This window comes from Ferruginibacter sp., from assembly GCF_031430955.1.
GTDB lineage: Bacteria > Bacteroidota > Bacteroidia > Chitinophagales > Chitinophagaceae > Ferruginibacter.
In genome coordinates, this window is sequence record NZ_JANPCM010000310.1 from 1 (window position 1) to 4,907 (window position 4,907).

Genomic DNA, 4,907 nt, shown 5'->3' on the forward strand with positions numbered 1-4,907 from the left:
CGTAAATTGGTGTACGCAGATCATGCGATATGATGGAGAACAGGCGGTTTTTAACCGCATTAAGTTCTGTAAGCTGTGCAGTTTGTTCTTCCAGCAAATTTGCTTTAACTATTATCTCTTTACTTTGTTTTTCTACCTCTATATTTTTTTTGTGCAATGCCCTGTTGCTGTCTATAATTTCAAACTGATACTCTGTATTTTCTTTTTTTATTAAAAACAATCCTAAAAAAATAAAGCAGATGGAAAGTATATGATTGAAAATATAAAAAGAAAAATTTATTTCTCTCAGTACAAATTGATATTGCTGCGGAATAAGAAAAATAAAACTGTAACAGGCTACTGCTATAACCACTGCTAAAAGTATGCGGTTAAGTTTTTGCAAAAAGAAAACTGCCAGTACGCCGTAAAGGATAAAGAACAATTCTACTCCTGCATCTACACTGCCTGCATAGACCAATGCGGTAAAAACAGGGTACATTACAAAATACCAAAGCAGCGAAAATTGAAGACGGCGATAATAATTTAATAATAACACCACGCCGCTTATTAACGCCGGCGAACAGGCTACCACCCATGCAAGCAGGGGTAAATAACCACTGTTTAAAAGGCCTGCAACCGGTATGGAAATGCCAGTAAAAAAAGCAAAGAAATTAAGCAGGTTAAATATACCCAACCTTCTTTTTTCGTAACTGTCCATTGCAGGGTTAGTGCCGAGGCTTTTTATGACCCTGAAAAAATTGATGATTTTAAAGTAAATGCCCTTCATTGGGGATATTGAATTATTCGAAAAAATTGTACTAGTTTTTTAAGAACGTATTTTTTAAAGGATTAGTATTAGCCGGATAAAACTAACGCAGGCTTAGCAGTGATTGAAGTTGAAAGTAAAGCAATGCTATATTAAATATGAGTTTTAAAAAAGAAATAATTTAACGCTAAATAACCTGAAAATATAATTCTTTAATTATTAAACTCTTTAAAATAGCTTTTGAGCATTACACAAATAAAATAATTGCAACTTATTAAAGTGCAGATTTTGGTAACATGTGAATTACATAATTTTTTTATACAACTGTATAACCAATACCGAATGTTAACCGGTTATCTTTGTACAAGTTTTTCATAGGATATTGGATTTAAACGGGGCTGGATATTTATCCTGGCCCCTTTTTTATTAAAGACCAGCTGCTTTTATAAAAAAACGCTTCATTTTACTGAAACGTTTTTTAAATTGACTGCTGCTTTAACTAATTTAAAATAATGGTATAAATAGATTATTAAACTTCATGTGCTTTAAAGAATTATAAAACTGCATAAAGTTTAAAATCATTCCTGTTTTTGTTTCTCATTTGCTTCACCTCTTTATGCAGGTTTAGTTTTACTTCAACTTCGGTCATGCCGTGCATTGCAGCAATGTTACTAAGTGAAAGCTGCCGTTGCATTAAGCCATTAACCAGGGGAAACATTTCAGCAACCTCATTTTCTTCATGGGGTATAATTATTTTATTTTTTATAATTGCTGCAGCCGTTGTGTAAGTATGCTGCAGCAATTGCAGGTATAAAGGCTTTCTGTTTTTTAATAACGAAATATTTTTTTTTAGCTGCAAAAACGACTCCGTCAAAATTTCTTCTGCAAGTTTTTCGTTACTGGTAAGCTTCAAAATTGCCCCATACATCATTGGCGAATACCTGTCGTATAAATGTTCCCATCCTAAAGAATTATTATTCTCTATCATGGAAACAATTTCTTCTGCTGAAATTAAATTATTGATTTTTGTCACTAAATGCTCTTTTTAAAATGCCATTTATTTATTTCCTTTTTAATCTGCAATTTTATTACCCACTATAAGCCTTGAAAGTACAGCGATAGCTGCTGCAACCAACAGCACATGAATAAATGGCCCCACACCAAAAGCAAAATATCCAATAAGCCAAAAGCCTATTAAAATTGCTGCCATTACATAAAGGATATTTCCCATAGTTATTAATTTTGGAGGTTAGATAGTAATATATTTTTCCGCTTTTCAATTCTCTGCATACCTCTTCTTAAAACTTTTCTTTTGTCGTTTTACTTCGCTTATTGGAATTTCATTTCTCTGCATTTCATTTGGCAGGCAACAGCATTGCTGAGTTGTATCCGCAAATCTGCAAGCATTGATTTTGCCCACTGCCTAACAGCTGCATCGCCTGATTCAATAGCTGCTTCTTCAAATTCAGCAATGGCGTATTCATGATTTTTGATCATTATATCGCAATAGGCTTTATCAAAATCATTTCCTGTTTTTTTACTTAAGTTATTATAAACATTTATGGAATTACTTGTTGTTATGGGAAAGGTTACAAATTTATTGGCGGTAAGTGCAATTAAATACTGAAAAGATCTGTTGTAAAAATTTTCCATTTTTTTACCTAATACTTTAACATCCGTTATCATTCCATTTTGCTGTGCCAAATGCCCTAAATCAATTTGCATCAAATTTATTTCTGCTGCATCTAAAAGAAAACCGGCATCGTTAATATCAGCACTGCTGTTTAATTTCTCCCCATTATTTTCTGCATTAATATAATTGTCATTACCTGCCTTAGCACCAGTATTGCAGGATAATACAAAAAAAATACCGGCAGTTACTAAAAATGCCTGAACCACTAACCTTTTATAATGCTTTACTTTTCTCATTTCCTTTATTGTAATACCAGAAATAAAAACCGGGGGTAGCAATTTTATTTAAAATATTTTATTCTCTGCATTACTCTTCTTTATAAATTTTATTTTAGGCCGGGTTATTTCTGATGCTGCTTCGCTTTCTTCAGAATACAAATCTGCATCAGTAAATTTTAAAACTTTTTGTTTATGGTTGGCTTTGGGATTATTCCAGGTTATTTTAGCTGAAAATAATGAAGTGCTTAAATTGGACATAATGGTTAATTTATTTTTATAAAATGCAGAACAAAAATGCATAGTATTAAATTGATAAGTGTTACACAATGGTGTATTTAAATTATATAATTCATACTTTTTAGAGAAGTTCCATTTTTTGTTGAGCGTTGCATAGATAAATTCAGCTGTTTTCATCCACAATTTCTCCATTCTCTTCAGCATGTTTTTTTGAAAGTGAGTTTATCTCGTGTTCAGTTTTTTCTTCCGCAAGTATTACAGCATTATTTGCATGCTCATGCGATGCTATCAATTCATTAATTTTAAAATGAAGCAGCGCAGAGAAACGGTTAAATGATTTTTGAATAATGAAAAAACTTAAAAAGGTTACACTAAGTATTATATCCCTCAAGCTTTCCTGAAAGTTTTGGGCATTATATTGTTTGTTAGTGAGCCAGTATATAACCGTACTCAAAGCAAGTATAAAGGTGATGGAGTTACCCAATACCACTGTAGCTGCAGCAGTAAGTTTTTCAAATATTTTTTCTATAGATCTGTACAGGTTAATCATAATTTATTATTTAAATTTTATTTACTTAATTGCTGAAATTAAAAAAAGGGCTGTTGTTGTCAACAGCCCTTACATTAAACCTAAAACCTCTGCTTATGCTTATTTTGCTCAATAATTTTTTTTAAAAGCTGTATAGTTATGCCGTCAATAAATTGAATACGGCTTATCTTAAATACAATTCCAGTTCTACCCTCCTGTTTTGTGCCCTGGCTGTTGCATTGGCATTTGTGGATACAGGCCTTGTTTTACCATACGACGAAATTACAATTCTGCTTTCGGCTACACCTTTAGTAAGTAAGTACGATTTTACTGCATCAACACGGCTTTGAGAAAGTGTGGCAGCATTTTTTTCAACCGCATCTGTATGCCCCCCTATTCTTAAATTATAATCCGGATATTCATTCAAAATATTAGCTACTTCATCCAGCATTGGATAAGAGGCTACTTTAACTAATGCATTTCCTGTTTCAAAATTTATGCGCCTTGTAGCAAACTGTAAACGTTTGGCTGCTTCTTTTTTTACAGCAGGGCAACCATTATTGTTAGCATCACCCATTACTGTGGGGCATTTGTCAAATGAATCTAATACACCATCGCCATCAGTATCTAAGGGGCATCCCCTTGCATCAACCTTAACACCGGTTTTTGTATCGGGGCATTTATCGTCCGAATCTATTATGCCATCATTATCGCTGTCTGCAGCACAGCCACGGGCATCTACTTTAACTCCTTTTTTAGTGTCAGCACATTTATCCATCGCATCTTCTACGCCGTCTCCATCCGTATCGGGGCAGCCGCTAAAAATATCCAGCCCTGCAGCATTGGGGCATTTATCTTTTGCATCTTCTACGCCATCCCTATCACTGTCGGGGCAACCTTTAAACCTTGCAAGGCCCGGTACATCAGCGCATACATCATCAATATCGCTTACACCGTCTTTATCTTTATCCTGGCAGCCATTCATTCCTTCTGCACCCGGTAAAGTGGGGCATTTATCTAAATAATCTGCCACACCATCTTTATCAGTATCCACAGGGCAACCGGTACCGTCAACCATAACACCAGGAGGTGTACTTGGGCATTTATCCCTTTTATTTTTAACACCGTCACCATCGCCATCTTTTTTCATATCGTACTTAGATGGTGCAGCTGGCCCAGTTTGAGCATACAAACCAACAGTGATATTTATAAAAAATATTACTGGTAAAACTTTTATTATTTTTTTTAAGTGCATAATTTTCTTTTTGTTTTCTGATACAAAATTTAGTGTTGATGATCGCCAAAACAGAAACACTGGATTTAATTTAAAAACTAACTGGTTATTAAACTTTCAAGCTGCCTAAAGAACTGAAAAGCCCGAATGCCTTTAACAACCAAATGATAACAATAATTACAACCACTACTTTGAGGATACTTTTAATTTTGCTATCCATAGGTATGTATGTATTTACCAACCACAGGATA

General features: G+C 34.0%; 8 protein-coding genes. All 8 read right to left on the reverse strand.

What is annotated here, in order from left to right:
• Positions 1-766, reverse strand: a 766-nt coding sequence (locus tag ACY65O_RS08735) for a sensor histidine kinase family protein (protein ID WP_462220472.1), incomplete at its 3' end; no start/stop codon positions are given.
• Between the two features lie 532 nt (positions 767-1,298).
• A complete protein-coding gene (locus tag ACY65O_RS08740) occupies positions 1,299-1,778 on the reverse strand; it encodes an RNA polymerase sigma factor (protein WP_462220473.1) in 480 nt (159 codons plus the stop codon).
• 39 nt (positions 1,779-1,817) lie between these two features.
• Complete coding sequence (locus ACY65O_RS08745) at positions 1,818-1,976, reverse strand: lmo0937 family membrane protein (protein WP_462220474.1); 159 nt, start codon at positions 1,974-1,976, stop codon at positions 1,818-1,820.
• A 98-nt stretch (positions 1,977-2,074) separates the two neighbouring features.
• Entirely contained in the window at positions 2,075-2,674 is a 600-nt protein-coding gene (locus ACY65O_RS08750) for a DUF4142 domain-containing protein (protein WP_462220475.1), read from the reverse strand.
• Between the two features lie 48 nt (positions 2,675-2,722).
• Positions 2,723-3,070 (reverse strand): hypothetical protein, encoded by a 348-nt coding sequence (locus ACY65O_RS08755; RefSeq protein ID WP_462220476.1) that lies wholly within the window; start codon positions 3,068-3,070, stop codon positions 2,723-2,725.
• Positions 3,057-3,443, reverse strand: coding sequence for a low affinity iron permease family protein (locus ACY65O_RS08760; RefSeq protein ID WP_462220477.1), 387 nt, complete (start codon positions 3,441-3,443; stop codon positions 3,057-3,059). Before ACY65O_RS08760 ends, ACY65O_RS08755 begins: the two co-directional genes overlap by 14 nt.
• 163 nt (positions 3,444-3,606) lie before the next feature.
• Complete coding sequence (locus tag ACY65O_RS08765) at positions 3,607-4,677, reverse strand: OmpA family protein (protein WP_462220478.1); 1,071 nt, start codon at positions 4,675-4,677, stop codon at positions 3,607-3,609.
• Positions 4,678-4,765: 88 nt separating this feature from the next.
• A complete protein-coding gene (locus tag ACY65O_RS08770; RefSeq protein ID WP_462220479.1) occupies positions 4,766-4,897 on the reverse strand; it encodes a Thivi_2564 family membrane protein in 132 nt (43 codons plus the stop codon).
• Positions 4,898-4,907 lie beyond the last annotated feature (10 nt).